The organism is Plantibacter sp., from assembly GCF_059073635.1.
This window is the reverse complement of the sequence record NZ_JCACOF010000005.1, coordinates 123864-136198: the sequence shown is the minus strand read 5'-3', so window position 1 is coordinate 136198 and position 12335 is coordinate 123864. Positions and strand designations below refer to the sequence as shown.

Below are 12335 nucleotides of genomic sequence, written 5' to 3'. Positions count from 1 at the left end.
TGGTGCCGTCCTGCGTCATGCCAGGTGGTCGGGGACCCACGGGTCGATGAGGTGGAGGCCGACACCGGCGAAGTCGCGCGTGTTCCGCGTCGCGAGAGCGGCGTCGGAGGATCTCGCGATGGCCGCGATGATCGCATCCTGAGGTCCGATGGGGTTGCCGGAGCGGCGTCGCGTCGTCATGAGCTCCGCGTAGTCGAGCGCGGCTTCCGCAGAGAAGGGGAGGACGCGTCCTGCGAAGTCGGCGTCGAGCACGGTCGCCACGGCCCCGACGAGCGCCGATCGGCGAGCGCCTGCAGGGAGGCGCAGGGCTCCTTCGAGGAGCTCGGCAGCGGTCATCGCGGTGAGGTGGAGGTCGGCCTCGTCCTGCCGGTCGAGCCACCGGGCAACCGTGGGGTCGGGCCGTGGCCTGAACAGTTCGGAGACGACGTTCGTGTCGAGGATGATCACCTCGGGGCCGGGTCGTCCGCGTCGGCGCTCGCGGCATCGTCGAACGGATTCGGTCGGGTGGTCGTGGTGCGGTCGGGCAGTTCGATGACGAGTTCACCGTCGAGGTGGAGGTCGACGAAGCGCTGATGGATACGCTCCGCCAGCCCCGGTCGGTCGCTGTCGGCGGCCGAGGCGGCGCGGAGATCCTCAGCCGTCGTCGTCCTGACGGCCGCAGCGAGGATCGCCCGGATCTCCGCCTCCATCGATCGTCCGTGCAAGGCGCCGAGCTGTTGCAGACCGCGTTTCGTGTCCTCGTCGAGATTCCGGACGGTCACCGTGGGCATGTCGTCACCTCTCGTGGGAATGGAGTGCTAGCACGATGCTAGCAAATCGGTGATTCGTGCTTCATCGGTCCTCCACAGGCCGCGCCAAGCGGAGGATCCTCTCAGGGACGTCCACGTAGGGTGGCCGTTTCGCCTCCCTCGGATCGGGCAACCGGTCGACCGCGGTCATCGAGGGGCGGCTCTGCCGAGGCGATGCTGCACCCACCGAGCATGAACCGAGCGCGCCCCCGACGCGACCGAGACCCAGGACGGTACCCCGTACATGACCAGCACCACCCCTGCGCGCGCCCTCGAGCGCCGCGACCCGAACACTCCGGCCGTGACCCCCTCGACACCCACCCGGACCGGCGGCCGCCACGTGGCCCTCAGCCCACGAGCCGCCCGTCGCGCGGCTCGACTCGAGGACGCCAGCTGGACCGCCTCCGCCGAGGAGGAGCGACGTCACGTCGACCTCGTGCCCACCAAGCGGCCCTCGGCCCCACGCGCCAAGAGCTCGTTCGCGAAGCGCGCCAAGCCGTTCGCCACGTTCGGCGTGATGACGCTCGCCACCGGGCTCTTCGTGTCGGTGTCGCTGCCGGCGGCCGCTGCGGGCGTCGACGTCGATGCGGCGACCGGTGGCGCGATCCCGTCTGCAGCGACGATGCAGTCGGTGTCGTACTCCGTGCCGTCGACCGCAGCCGATGTGCCCTTCGTGCGCGACGGCTACGGCGCAACCAGCCAGGAGGAGGTCGACGCCGCCTCGGCCGCCGCTGCAGCTGCCGCAGCCGAGGCGGCCGCGAGTGCATCCGCCGCCTCCTCGTCGTCCGCGTCGGCTTCGGCGGGACGCACCTACGCGGCTCCAGCCGTCGCCCGATCCGGCGAGGCGATCCTCGCCTACGCGGCGCAGTTCGTCGGCGTCGTCCCCTACGGCAACGGCAACGACCCGTCCGACAGCTTCGCCTGCGACGGCTACGTGCAGTACGTCTTCGCGGCGTTCGGTGTGTCCCTGCCTCGCGGCGCCGGTGCGCAGGCCGCGTCGGGCGTGCAGATCTCGGCGTCGGAGGCCGTCGCCGGTGACCTGCTCTACTGGCCGGAAGGTCACATCGCGATCTACGACGGCGCGGGCGGCATGTACGACTCTCCCGACTGGGGTCGCTACGTCCAGCACCGTCTGTCGATCTGGGGCGACCCGGTCTACATCCGCATCCCGTAGACGGTTTCCCCGTCCACAACTCCTGCTCGACCGGCCCTCGGTCGGCAGCTCGGCCCGGTTCGGGCTGCCGTGTCTTCGGTGTGAGCCCGTCGGGCAGGAGTTGTGCGCAGGCCGCTCGGGGATAGCGTGGACAGATGACCGAGTTGCACGCGAGCCCGACCTCCGACGCGCCAGGTGCGGAGTCCTCTGCGACCCCACCGCCGGCGGACGCACGTGCCTTCGAGACCTCCCTCGGCACGATCCTCGGTCGGGTCGACGGCGCGGTGGTTCGGGCTCGCGGCATCCCGTACGCCCGCGCGGGACGCTTCGAGGTGCCGGTGCCGACCGGTCTTCCCGTCGGCGCCGACGGCGATCCGGTGCCGTTCCGGGCCTTCGAGCGGGCGCCGGCCTCACCGCAGCGTTCCTCCCGGGTGCTCGAGGCCGTCCTCGAGGGTGCCGGTGAGGGGATGGTCGACTCGGAGGACTGTCAGGCGCTCTCGATCACGGTCCCTGCCGACATGCGCCCGGACGAGTCGCTGCCGGTGATGGTGTGGATCCACGGCGGGGCCTACGTCACGGGTGCCGGCGACCTCGACGTCTACGATCCGATCAGCCTGGTCGTCGAGCAGCGGGTCATCGTGGTGTCGGTCACGTACCGGCTCGGGATCCTCGGCTTCCTCGGTGACGGCGAGACGCTGCCGGCGAACCTCGGCCTGCTGGACCTCGTCCTCGCGCTCCGGTGGGTCCACGAGCACATCGCTGCGTTCGGCGGCGACCCGGGGTCGGTCACGCTCTTCGGGCAGTCGGCGGGCGGCGATGCGATCGCGCACCTCATGATCAGCGACGGCACCGCGGGGCTCTTCCAGCGCGCCATCGTCCAGAGCGCGCCGCTCGGCATCAGCAGTGGTCGGGCGAAGATGGCGAGCGCGATGATGCGGGCGGCCGGCAGCCCGACGCGGGACACCCCGGTGGTCGAGTTGCTCGCGCTCGAAGAGCAGGTGGAGCGGGCGGCGCGACGGTTCGGACTGCGTGGCGGCATGGCGTTCGGCACCCAGTACGGTCACGCGCCGCTCCCGGCGGAGGCCGACCGCGACGCCGCCTGGCGTGAGGCGGCGTCGCGCATCGACGTGCTCATCGGCTCGACGACGGAGGAGACTCGGCTGTACGTGCCGCTCATCCCGGCCTTCGCCCGCATGACCTCGATGCCGCTCGTCGGTGATCCGATCCGGCGGGCGCTCGTCGGCGCGACGACGCACGTGACCTACACGCGCGACGCCCGGAAGTTCGTCGAACGCCATCGGGCGTCCGGCGGTCGGGCCACGCGGTACGAGCTCAGCTGGGCGCCGCCCGGCAGTCCCTACGGGGCGTCGCACGTGACGGACCTGCCTCTGCTCCTCGGCACCGAACGGTCGTGGAGCCGGACGGCGCTCATCGGCTCGGCGACGTGGGCCGAGGTCGACCGTCGTGGCCGCTTCCTGCGTCAGATGTGGGCCGATTTCGCGCGTGACGGGGTTCTGGCCGCAGACGCGACCGCGGGCCTGAGCGACGTGGTCACGCTCGACCGCTGAGCGTGCGGCGGGTGCCTACTCCTGGAGGGCCTTCACCGAGGGGAGCAGCTCCACGTAGCTGGCGTAGTAGATGACGCCGTCCCGGTAGGTCACGACGGGCAGGTAGTCGGGGTCGTTCACGTCGGGAGCCTGGAGTGTGTCGGCGACGCGGCGTGTCGATCTCGGTCCACCCGGCACTGATGAGCGACTGCTGCTGCGCGTCCCACTCGGCGCTGGTCGTGGCTCCCTGCGCGTACCAGACGCGGATGTCGCCGCCGGAGCGGGTCCAGTAGCAACCGAGGCCGCCGGCGTCGATGATCGACTGCATCGTGTCGTCGAGGACGAAGATGTCGGGGTTCAGGACCAGCCCGTCCTCCGCGAGGCTCGCGTACTCCTCGTCCGTCAGGACGGTTTCGCAGGTCGCGTCGCTCATGGGCTCAGAGGTCGCCGAGGGTGTGGCCGTCGGCGTCGGCGCCGCGGTGGTCGCGGAGGGCGACGACGTCTGCCGCCGGGGTGCCCGCCGAACAGCCGGCGAGGGTGAGGAGGATGACGGCGAGGGCGGGGATGGTGGAGCGCTTCATGATCGTCAGTGTGTCAGACGACTTACACGGTCGGAATCGGGGCCGGCCCGGGTTGCGTGGCCGACGGGTCGTGGGCTACTCGTCGACGACCAGTGTCAGGCACGCGCGGGCGTGCGCTCGTGCTTCGGCCGGCGTCGGCGCAGCGGACAAGCCGAGCAGCCTGCGTCGATGCGGTTCGCCGAGGAGCAGGGTGTAGAGCTGTTCCGCCCGCTCGCCGACGTGGTCGGCGAGGAACGCGATCGAGCGGGCCGGGCCGGCGGCGTAGAAGCCGGCGGCGACCTCGGGGAAGCGCGGAGACTCCGCGATCACGAGCCGGTGCAGCGCGATCGAGACGTCCGAGTGCAGCGCGATGACGAGTCGTGTCGCCGCGTCCTCGAGGGGTTCGGCTTCGGAGCCTGGCTCGTCGGCCGCGAGGAGATACCCGTGCTGCCGTTCGACCGCCGCCGTCAGCATGCCGGCGAGATCGCCGAACCAGGTGTAGATCGTCCGCTTCGTCACGCCCGCGTCGGCGGCGATCGCCTCGATCGTCGTCCCGCCGTACCCGTGCTCGGTGAACCGGCGGATGGCGGCGTCGAGGATCGCGTCGCGCCGTCGGTCACGTTCGGCTGCCGTCGGGCGACCACGTCTCGATTCCATGCTCTAATGATACGGTAACGTCTCATTAAAGGGAGAGGGTGGAGATGACGAAGATCCTGCATGTCGCGATCGTCGACGATTGGGAGGCCAGTCGGCCGTTCGGCGAGTACGAGGTGTCGACTCGAGCCGTGCCGTTCGTCGACGCCGGCTTCGTCCATGCGACGACCGCTGACCGACTGCCCGAGGTGCTCGAGCGGGTGTACGGGTCGCTCCAGCTGCCGCTCGTGCTCATCGTGCTCGACGTGGAGGAGCTGCAGGCGGCGGGCCTCCAGGTCACCTGGGCTCCGACGCCGCGCGTCATCGCCCCGCTCCCGACCGCCGGCCCGGCGATCACCGCCGAGCTCCCGCTTGAGCGCGACGCGGCCGGCGCGTGGCAGGTGCCCGCGGCGCTCGCCGAGCTGTTGGGCTGAGTCCGGCGACCACAACTCCTGCAGACGGTTCGCCGTCGACCGTGGTGGCGGCGCCTGGTGCGCATGTCGAACTGCGGACAGGCGGTCGGCAGGAGTTGTGATCCCTTGGGCTACCCGAGGGAGGGCTTGATGTCCTTGACGATCGACTCCAGGACGCGCGCGTTGAACTCGACGCCGAGTTGGTTCGGGACGGTGACGAGGACGGTGTCGGCGGCCTGCACGGCTGCGTCCTTCGCGAGCTCTGCGGCGATGACGTCGGGCTCGCCGATGAAGCTGCGGCCGAAGCGCGCGAGTCCGCCGTCGAGGTGTCCGACCTGGTCCTTCGAGTCGGCCTGGGCGCGCAGCCCGAAGTAGCGGCGCGTCTCGTCGTCGATGAGCGGCAGGATGCTGCGGCTCACGGAGACCCGCGGCTGCCACTCGTGACCGGCTTCGGACCAGGCGTCACGGAACATCTGGATCTGCTCCGCCTGCAGTTCGTCGAACGGCACCCCGGTGTCCTCGGTGAGGAGCGTCGACGACATGAGGTTCATGCCCTGCTCCGCCGTCCACACCGCGGTGGACCGCGAGCCGGCGCCCCACCAGATGCGCTCGCCGAGCTCCGGCGACTGCGGCTGGATCGCGAGCAGTCCGTTGGTCCCCGTCATCTGCGGGTTGGCGCGAGCCACACCCGCGCCGGCGATGGCCGCACGGAACACCTCGGTGTGCGAGCGGGCGATGTCCGCGTCGGTCTCATCGTCGCCCGGCACGTAGCCGAACGACTCCGACCCGCGGAGCGCCGTCTCGGGTGATCCCCGGCTCACGCCGAGCTGCAGTCGGCCGTCGCTGATGAGGTCGGTGGCCGCCGCCTCCTCGGCCATGTAGAGCGGGTTCTCGTAGCGCATGTCGATGACACCGGTGCCGAGTTCGATCGTCGAGGTCTTCGCCGCCATCGCCGCCAGGAGCGGGAACGGCGACGCGAGCTGTCGGGCGAAGTGGTGCACGCGCACGTACGCGCCGTCGACACCGACCTCCTCCGCCGCGACCGCGAGGTCGATGCTCTGCAGCAGTGCGTCACGCCCGGTGCGCACGCTCGAGCCCGGAACGTCTTGCCAGTGTCCGAAGGACAGGAACCCGATCTTCTTCACGCTGACTACAGCGTCGCGCGAGGTGGTTCTATTCCTCTGAATGGATCGCAGGTCACCGTCCCCGGCCGTGGACCGGCGTCGCAGTCACCGGCGGCTCGCCGACCTCGGCGACCGTGTGGCCACTGCACGCCGTCTTCGTCACGCTGGCCCGCTCGATGCGCGCCACGGTGAACCACCGCATCGCGTCGCGCATCCGACACCATCCGACGAGGTACCACTGACCGTTCGTCGAGGCGAACAGCACGGGCTCGACGTCGCGCGTGGTCGTGCTCCCGGCCCGCGAGGTGTACCGGATGCGGACGACCCGCTGCTCGGCCATCGCCTCCTCGAGTGCCGATCGGACGACGCGCGAAGCGGTCGGGGGTACATCGACCCAGATGCGACCGGCCAGTGCGTCGGCTCGTGCGCGGGTCCTGGGGTCGAGGACGTCCAGGATCTTCTGCACTCCGGCGGCTGCCAGATCCGCGTACGGGGCGTCGGGTGCCGCGGACACCGCCGACATGAGCGCCACCGCCTGCACCGGGGACAGGCTGACCGGTGGCAGTGTCGCCCCGACGGCCAACCCGTATCCGCCGCCTGGTCCCGGGCGTGACCAGATGGGCGCGCCGCTGCGCTCGAGTGCCTGGAGATCCCGCTTCACGGTGCGCACGGAGACGCCGAAGTCCCTCGCCAGCCGCTCCGCCGAGATCCCTCGCGATCCACCCCGACGCAGCGTCTCGGACAGGGCGTGGAGTCGCTCGGCCCGCTTCATCGGCTCGACGAGTTTCGAGATTCATGACAGAAATAGTGACACACACCTGCCTGGAGCGCGCTTCAGGCTGGAGTCATGAACACACAGAACGACACCCCGACCATCATCCTCATCGCCGGCCACTGGCTGGGCGCCTGGGCCTGGGACGACGTCATCGACCATCTCGACCCCGACCGCTCGCGCACCGTCGCGATCACCCTGCCCGGCCTCGACGGCGCCGATCCCGACCGGTCCAGCAGGACCCTCGACGACCAAGTGGCCGCGATCACGGAGGTCCTCGCCCGGCGGGACGTCTCCGCGGACCACCCGGCCGTCATCGTCGCGCACAGCGGCGCCAACGCTCCCGTCACCCTGCTCCTCGACCGGCATCCGGAGCTCGTCCGCCGGGTGGTGTGGGTCGACTCAGGTCCGGTGGCGCCAGGAACCGTCTTCGCGCCGGACCTGCCGGACGACGTCGACGAGCTTCCGCTCCCGGCGTTCGACGTCCTCGCGCAGCAGGCGAGCCTCGACGGCTTGAGCGCCGAGGTCCTCGACCGGTTCCGCGCCCGGGCGGTCCCCGAGCCGGCGCCCGTCCTCCGACAGGCTGTCGAGCTGACCAACGACGCCCGCGCCGCCGTCCCGACCACCCTGGTGTGCTGCTCGATCCCCAGCGCGCAGGTGCTGGACCTGGCCCGAGGCGGACACCCCATGTTCGCCGAGGTCGCGGGGCTCGCGACCGTCGAGGTCGTCGACCTCCCGACAGGTCACTGGCCGATGTGGAGCCGTGCCGGCGAGCTCGCGGAGGTGATCCGCTCAGCGGCGCTCACCCCGCGACCGAACGGTCGAGACCGATCCGACGCTGGAACCCGCCGCGTCGCCTAGCGGACGCCCGCCTCGGCTTCGGCCAACGCCCGCACCTCGGCGACCTCGCGGATCTCGTCGGCACCGATGTTCGCCCCGAAGAGCTCGTGTCCGGGTTCGAGGACGACGCCCGCGCGCAGCGGTCCGATCTCGACGGGGTCGAACCCGAGGGCGTCCACCACGGCCGAGACGGCTGCCCGGTCCGCGGGGGCGTCGCCGGCGATCGCGATGCCCTTGCGGCCCGGCGTGCCGGCCGGACGCGGTTCCCCGTCGAGGTCGTGGTACCCCATGTGGTTGAACGCCTTCACGACCCGTGACTCCGGCAGGAAGGCGGCGACCAGCTCGCTCGTCGAGGTCTCCGGCGCGCTGAGGTCGTCGCGATGTCCGTCGACCTCCCACCAGTAGTTCATGGCGTCGATGACGAGCTTGCCGCGCAGCTCGTCGACGGGCACCGACCGGTGCTTGCCGAGGGGCAGCGCGAGGATGACGAGGTCGGCCTGGGCCGCCGCCTCGGCGGCGGTCGTGGCGACGGCACCCGGCGCGAGGACGTCGATCGTCAGGGCGATCCGGGCGGCGTCGCGCGATCCGCTGATGAGCACCCGGTATCCGGCGGCGACCGCGAGTCGTGCCAGGACCGTGCCGACCTTGCCGGCGCCGAGGATGCCGATGGTGATGCCCTGCGACGGAGTCGGCTCGTCGGCGGATCGGTCGGTTCCGGAAGCGGTGTCGGACATGGGTCTCCTTCGTGGACGGTGCGGCCGCACGTGGTCGCCTGGGTCAACCGGGGGTCGTCCGTCGCTATTCCGACACCGATCGCGCGGGCCGCGCAACCCCTCCTGCCCGATCGCCCGCTCGACGTACCGTTGCCGCATGACTGACGCAGAACAGACCGATGCAACGACCCCTGACGCCACGACCTCCGGTGCACCCGAGACGATCGGCGCCACCGAGGAGACCCTCGGAGCACGAGGCGACGACAGCTCGACGAGCGCGAGCAAGGACCCCGAGGACTGGGTCACCGGCGACGAGCCGATGACCGGCCCGCAGCGCAGCTACCTCGACACCCTGGCGCGCGAGGCCGGCGAAGAGCTTCCCGCCGACCTGACGAAGGCGCAGGCCTCCGAACACATCGACCGGCTGCAGAACGCCACCGGTCGCGGTCAGTCCGGATCCTGAGCGCCGCCGCCACCGTGACCGATCCCAGGACGGCACCGCTCCATCACGAGGTGGTCGTCATCGGTGGCGGCAACGCCGGTCTCTCCGTCGCCGGGAGGCTCCGGCGATACGGCGTCGACGACGTCGCGGTCATCGAACCGCGGGAGCACCACCGGTACCAGCCGATGTTCTCGCACGTCGCTGGCGGGACCGCGTCCGCGTCGGTCGCCACGAGGCCACAGCACGCCGTGACGCCGAAGGGCGTGACCTGGATCCAGGACCGGGTCCGGTCCATCGACCCGGTCGCGAAGACGGTGACGCTGGAATCCGGCACCGCCGTCGAGTACGACCAGCTCATCGTCGCTCCGGGCATCCAACAGGACTGGGACGCCGTGCCCGGTCTGACGGAGGCGATGGCGTCGCCGGTCGGGATCTCCAACTACACCTTCGAGTACGCGCAGAAGGCCTCGCGCGTGCTCCGGTCGGTCCGCTCCGGCACCGTCGTGTTCACGCAGCCCGCCGGCCCCGCGAGCTGCTCGGGTGCCGCGCAGAAGCCGATGTACCTCGCGTGCGACTACTGGCGGCAGACGGGCGTCCTCGACGACATCCGTGTGGTGCTGGTCGTGCCCACACCCACGATGTTCGGCATGCCGATGATCGACGCCGAACTCGACCGCAAGGTCGCCGAGTACGGCATCGACGTGCGGTTCTCGCGCGAGCTCGTCGCGGTGGATCCGGAGCGGAGCGTGGTGACCATCGCGCAGACCGACCCGCAGGACGGCCCGGATCGCGGGCAGGACGGCGTGACGGGCGGACTCCGGGAGGAGATCCCCTACGACGTCCTCCACGCCGTGCCGCCGCAGTCCGCACCGGACTGGCTCGCGGCCACGGCGCTCGCCGACCCCGGCAACCCGGGTGGGTTCGTCGAGGTCGACTCACTGACCCTGCGGCATCCGCGGTTCCCCGACGTCTGGGCGCTCGGAGACGCCGCCGCGGTGATGAGTTCGAAGTCCGGCGGAGCTCTCCGGCAACAGACGAAGACCCTCGCGAAGAACCTCGTCGCCGTGCGGTCCGGTCAGGAGCCGAGCACGGTCTACAACGGCTACTCGGTGTGCCCGTTCACGGTCTCCCGCGGGACGGTGGTGTTCGCCGAGTTCGACGACCGCTACCGCCCGAAGCCCTCGATCCCGTTCTGGAACGGACTCGCGAAGGAGCGTCGATTCACGTTCATCGCCGACCGCTACGTCCTGCCCTGGGTGTACTGGAACCTCATTCTGCAGGGTCGGGCGTGAGCTCCAGCTCGCGAACTGTCACCAACCGCTAGTCCAGCGCCCCGTCACTGTGCTGGAGTGACAGTTCGCGGGCTTTGGCGGGTGGCGGTTCGGATCCGGTAGAGGGACGTGCTGGCCGTGATGTAGAGGGTGCGGCCGTCGGGGTCGCCGAAGCAGACGTTCGCGGTGCGCTCCGGGACCGGGATGCGCAGGATGGTCGCGCCGGACGGGTCGAACACCTCGACGCCGTCGCCCGCCGACGACCAGACGTTGCCGTCGACGTCGATCCGGAAGCCGTCGGACGCGGGTACCGCGGTGCTCGCGAAGGTGCGACCGGGGGTGTCGCCGGCGACGACCGAGACGCCGTCTGCTGCGACGTCGTAGGCCGCGATCCGGCGGGCGGCGGTGGCGGTGTCGGACACGTACAGGATCGACTCGTCGGGTGAGAACGCGAGCCCGTTCGGGTGCACCATCGCCGTGATCACCGGCTCGATCGCTCCGGTGTCCGGCTCGAAGCGGAAGACGTAGCACCCGCCGTACTCCTGCTCGCCGGGGTGGCCCTCCTCTCCGCTGGCGTCGATGCCGTAGGGCGGGTCGGTGAACCAGATCGAGCCGTCGGAGTGCACGACGACGTCGTTCGGGGAGTTGAAACGGCCGCCGGCCCAGCGGTCGACGAGCGTGACCGGGCCGTCCGGCCCCTCGATCTCGACCGCGCGGCGCCCGTGACTGCACTGCACGACCCGGCCCTCGCGGTCGATCGTGCGGCCGTTCGTGTACTCGGCGCCGTCGCGGAACACGGCCGTCTCACCGGTCGCGGTGTCGAACTCGAGGATGCGGTCGTTCGGGATGTCGCTCCAGCGCACGCGGCCGGTCTCCGCGATCCACGCGGGCCCCTCGCTCCAGATCGCGCCCGTGTACAGGTGCTCGAGTACGGCTCCTTCGGCGAGCAGCGGTGAAGGATCGGTCATGGTGACGTCGTCGTCGGTCATGACGCCCAGCCTATTCGGCAGGTGCCGGTCTACGCCGGGTCGATGGGGGAGGAGCCGAGGTTGCGGGCGCTCGGTCGGGTGACGGGCGGCTCGACGATCGACTCCAGGAAGGCCCACGCGTCCATGCGCCAGCGGTCACCGGCGACGTCGATCGCCTCGATCCGGAACGGTGGCGTGAGGATCGCGTCCCAGTCGATCGAGTCGAGGACGCGTCGCGGGATCATCTCGTCGACGTACGGTGCCTCGCGCTCCGGGTCCGGCGCGACCTCCGGTGCCTCGTCGTCGACGAGGACCTCGAGCCGGTCGATCATCGCGTCGTCGAACGCCTGCATGCGGGTCACGAGCGTCTGGAGTTCGTCGGGTTCGAGACCGGCGACGAGTTCGAGCAGATAGGCGCGCCCCGGATACGCCTCCGCGGGCACGTCGACGATGTTGTACCGGCCGTCGTCGGAGATCCACATACGTCAACGCTAGCCCGTCGCGGCTGGAGGCCTGCGGTGAGGTGCATCGATTCGTCGTTCGAGTCGCCGTCGCGCGACGACGATTCGCCGCATCTCAGGCGGTCGGCACCTGGCTCGGGTGGACGGGCAGCTGCGCGGCCGGCCGGACGAGCGCCGTCGGGCCGGGATCGGTGAACCCGAACTGCTCGTAGAGGCCGTGCGCGTCGCTCGTGAAGAGTGTCCACCGGAAGTGCGCGCCGGGACCGTCGTCGATCATCGCCTGCACGATCCGCTTGCCCAGTCCGTGGCCGCGGTGGGCCTCGAGGACCACCACGTCGGCGAGGTAGGCGAAGCCGACGCCGTCGGACACCGCTCGTGCGAAGCCGACCTGCTCACCGGTCTCGTCGTCATAGGCGCCGACAACCCGCCAGGCGTCGTCGATCTGCGCCTCGACGTCGGTTCGGCTGCGCCACTTGGCCCAGTAGACGGCTCGCAACGCGCCCCAGACCATGTCGCGGTCGATGCGGTCCTTCGAGTCGTCGATGCGGTAGCCCATCGGCCCACTGTAGGACGGTCGGTGCCGGGCCGTGGAGAGCCAGTCCGGCCTCGGCGGCCCGCTCGTCATCGGGCGACACGACGGAATAGTCGAG

General features: G+C 70.8%; 16 protein-coding genes. 6 read left to right on the top strand and 10 right to left on the bottom strand.

Annotation, left to right across the window (positions count from 1 at the left end):
• Positions 1-15 precede the first annotated feature (15 nt).
• Both AC5JOC_RS04410 and AC5JOC_RS04405 read right to left on the bottom strand, forming a co-directional pair.
• Positions 16-447 (bottom strand): type II toxin-antitoxin system VapC family toxin, encoded by a 432-nt coding sequence (locus AC5JOC_RS04410; protein WP_494245527.1) that lies wholly within the window; start codon positions 445-447, stop codon positions 16-18.
• On the bottom strand, positions 444-770 hold the full coding sequence (locus AC5JOC_RS04405; protein ID WP_426738810.1) for a FitA-like ribbon-helix-helix domain-containing protein: 327 nt from the start codon (positions 768-770) through the stop codon (positions 444-446). Before AC5JOC_RS04405 ends, AC5JOC_RS04410 begins: the two co-directional genes overlap by 4 nt.
• 262 nt (positions 771-1032) lie before the next feature.
• Here AC5JOC_RS04405 and AC5JOC_RS04400 point away from each other — a divergent pair, with 262 nt between their 5' ends.
• Entirely contained in the window at positions 1033-1962 is a 930-nt protein-coding gene (locus AC5JOC_RS04400) for a C40 family peptidase (RefSeq protein ID WP_192019117.1), read from the top strand.
• 134 nt (positions 1963-2096) lie between these two features.
• A complete protein-coding gene (locus AC5JOC_RS04395) occupies positions 2097-3509 on the top strand; it encodes a carboxylesterase family protein (RefSeq protein WP_494245525.1) in 1413 nt (470 codons plus the stop codon).
• A gap of 416 nt (positions 3510-3925) precedes the next feature.
• Here AC5JOC_RS04395 and AC5JOC_RS04390 read toward each other — a convergent pair whose 3' ends face one another.
• Both AC5JOC_RS04390 and AC5JOC_RS04385 read right to left on the bottom strand, forming a co-directional pair.
• Positions 3926-4069 (bottom strand): hypothetical protein, encoded by a 144-nt coding sequence (locus tag AC5JOC_RS04390; RefSeq protein WP_494245524.1) that lies wholly within the window; start codon positions 4067-4069, stop codon positions 3926-3928.
• A 75-nt stretch (positions 4070-4144) separates the two neighbouring features.
• Positions 4145-4705, bottom strand: coding sequence for a TetR/AcrR family transcriptional regulator (locus AC5JOC_RS04385; protein ID WP_494245522.1), 561 nt, complete (start codon positions 4703-4705; stop codon positions 4145-4147).
• Positions 4706-4749: 44 nt separating this feature from the next.
• Between AC5JOC_RS04385 and AC5JOC_RS04380 the strand changes: the two genes are divergently transcribed.
• A complete protein-coding gene (locus tag AC5JOC_RS04380; RefSeq protein WP_411557091.1) occupies positions 4750-5115 on the top strand; it encodes a DUF952 domain-containing protein in 366 nt (121 codons plus the stop codon).
• A gap of 110 nt (positions 5116-5225) precedes the next feature.
• Here the strand turns inward: AC5JOC_RS04380 and AC5JOC_RS04375 are convergent, their stop codons facing one another.
• Together AC5JOC_RS04375 and AC5JOC_RS04370 are read right to left on the bottom strand one after the other, a co-directional pair.
• Positions 5226-6239: an LLM class flavin-dependent oxidoreductase gene (locus tag AC5JOC_RS04375; RefSeq protein ID WP_274500168.1), complete on the bottom strand. Its 1014-nt coding sequence runs from the start codon at positions 6237-6239 to the stop codon at positions 5226-5228.
• Positions 6240-6291: 52 nt separating this feature from the next.
• Entirely contained in the window at positions 6292-6990 is a 699-nt protein-coding gene (locus AC5JOC_RS04370) for a helix-turn-helix transcriptional regulator (protein WP_494245520.1), read from the bottom strand.
• A 75-nt stretch (positions 6991-7065) separates the two neighbouring features.
• Between AC5JOC_RS04370 and AC5JOC_RS04365 the strand changes: the two genes are divergently transcribed.
• Positions 7066-7851: an alpha/beta fold hydrolase gene (locus AC5JOC_RS04365; protein ID WP_494245519.1), complete on the top strand. Its 786-nt coding sequence runs from the start codon at positions 7066-7068 to the stop codon at positions 7849-7851.
• Here the strand turns inward: AC5JOC_RS04365 and AC5JOC_RS04360 are convergent.
• Complete coding sequence (locus AC5JOC_RS04360; RefSeq protein WP_194602867.1) at positions 7848-8564, bottom strand: NADPH-dependent F420 reductase; 717 nt, start codon at positions 8562-8564, stop codon at positions 7848-7850. The genes AC5JOC_RS04365 and AC5JOC_RS04360 overlap by 4 nt on opposite strands.
• A 136-nt stretch (positions 8565-8700) precedes the next feature.
• Here AC5JOC_RS04360 and AC5JOC_RS04355 point away from each other — a divergent pair, with 136 nt between their 5' ends.
• Together AC5JOC_RS04355 and AC5JOC_RS04350 are read left to right on the top strand one after the other, a co-directional pair.
• The gene (locus AC5JOC_RS04355; protein ID WP_079706423.1) at positions 8701-9006 is read left to right on the top strand and encodes a DUF3072 domain-containing protein; all 306 of its coding nucleotides are present in this window, start codon (positions 8701-8703) and stop codon (positions 9004-9006) included.
• Positions 9007-9020: 14 nt separating this feature from the next.
• Entirely contained in the window at positions 9021-10277 is a 1257-nt protein-coding gene (locus AC5JOC_RS04350) for an NAD(P)/FAD-dependent oxidoreductase (protein ID WP_494245517.1), read from the top strand.
• Between the two features lie 44 nt (positions 10278-10321).
• On the opposite strand, the gene AC5JOC_RS04345 is transcribed toward AC5JOC_RS04350, so the two are convergent.
• From AC5JOC_RS04345 to AC5JOC_RS04335, 3 genes are all read right to left on the bottom strand, one after another.
• The gene (locus AC5JOC_RS04345; RefSeq protein WP_494245515.1) at positions 10322-11245 is read right to left on the bottom strand and encodes an SMP-30/gluconolactonase/LRE family protein; all 924 of its coding nucleotides are present in this window, start codon (positions 11243-11245) and stop codon (positions 10322-10324) included.
• 29 nt (positions 11246-11274) lie between these two features.
• Complete coding sequence (locus tag AC5JOC_RS04340; RefSeq protein WP_494245513.1) at positions 11275-11706, bottom strand: hypothetical protein; 432 nt, start codon at positions 11704-11706, stop codon at positions 11275-11277.
• 94 nt (positions 11707-11800) lie between these two features.
• Complete coding sequence (locus AC5JOC_RS04335) at positions 11801-12241, bottom strand: GNAT family N-acetyltransferase (RefSeq protein WP_192019136.1); 441 nt, start codon at positions 12239-12241, stop codon at positions 11801-11803.
• Positions 12242-12335: the final 94 nt, after the last annotated feature.